This window comes from Pedobacter sp. HMWF019 (assembly GCF_003061025.1).
GTDB lineage: Bacteria > Bacteroidota > Bacteroidia > Sphingobacteriales > Sphingobacteriaceae > Pedobacter.
In genome coordinates, this window is record NZ_QAIL01000362.1 from 1 (window position 1) to 1210 (window position 1210).

At 36.9% G+C, this 1210-nt stretch carries 2 protein-coding genes; one reads left to right on the forward strand and one right to left on the reverse strand.

Going from position 1 to position 1210, the window contains the following annotated elements:
* Window positions 1-236, forward strand: a 236-nt coding sequence (locus DBR11_RS19850; protein WP_146186597.1) for an integrase core domain-containing protein, incomplete at its 5' end; no start/stop codon positions are given.
* A 208-nt stretch (window positions 237-444) separates the two neighbouring features.
* Here the strand turns inward: DBR11_RS19850 and DBR11_RS19855 are convergent.
* Complete coding sequence (locus DBR11_RS19855) at window positions 445-1041, reverse strand: TlpA disulfide reductase family protein (protein WP_158275335.1); 597 nt, start codon at window positions 1039-1041, stop codon at window positions 445-447.
* Between the last annotated feature and the right edge of the window lie 169 nt (window positions 1042-1210).

The window sequence follows — 1210 nt, forward strand, 5'->3', positions numbered from 1 at the left end:
GAAGCATGAGCCGAAAAGGCAATTGCTGGGACAACGCAGTAGCTGAGAGCTTCTTTAAGACGCTTAAAGCTGAATGTGTATATCAGCACAAGTTCACCGACAAAGAGCAAGCAGCGCGCATCGTTTTCGAGTATATCGAAACCTGGTACAACCCCAAAAGGCTACATTCTGCACTCGGGTACTTGTCTCCTGAGGAGTTTGGTAGAAACTTAAACAAACAAAATATTGCAGCTTAACCGAATGTCTACTTTATTGTTGCAATTCCATTACAGCAGTATAATAGGTTAAATTAATAATTAAATTACCATCTTTATCCTTAGAGGTTGACATTATCCAATCATTTCACAGTATATTTTGGTTGTAAACACAACATTCGATCAGGAACTTCATTATATCACTATGGAAAGCTAGCGTCTTAGAGGAGGAAGAACAACGAGAATTTGGCTAGTCTTTTTTTATTAAAGTATCAATTATGCCAGACATCTTCTTTTCAAAACTATCTGTATATCCTTCTACAACAGTTGATATTTTTCCTTCCCGATCGATGAGGTAAAATGTAGGGGCTCCCTTTGCAAAATATAGGTTTGCCACATCACCTCCATTTGGATACATTCGATTTTTTATATGCTGACTTTCTTTAAATTCCTTTACTAATTTTTTGCTATCTCTAGTACTAAGACTAAGTATAACAAAGGCTTTATTCTTATATTTATTTTGAAGGTTATCCAAAGTTGCTAAAGATTGAATACAGGGGATACAGCCAACAAAGAAAAAATCTAGTAATACAATTTTGCCTTTAAATTCCGATAATGACGTTTTTTTATCATCGGTATCGTACAGCGTCCAGTTAGGCGCTATTGTGCCTGGCGCCAACAAAGTAGTCTGCTCTGTGGGTTTTTCTTTGAATGGATGGAATCCTGCGGGCTTAACAAAATAAGCAACTTTGACGGAATCCTGTTCAAATTGATAATTGAAATAGTTTTCTTCACTATAATAGTCCGCTGCTTCTTTACTGAAATCAGCAGTCCTAGTCCGGTTCAAAATCCTGAGTGGTAAGCCAGTTACCTTGTCGATAAATAGATGTCTACGAACGTACACATGATCTTTGTTGATAATGGTGTCTGGAATTGCAACAATAAAGTAGACATTCGGTTAAGCTGCAATATTTTGTTTGTTTAAGTTTCTACCAAACTCCTCCGGAGACAAGTAC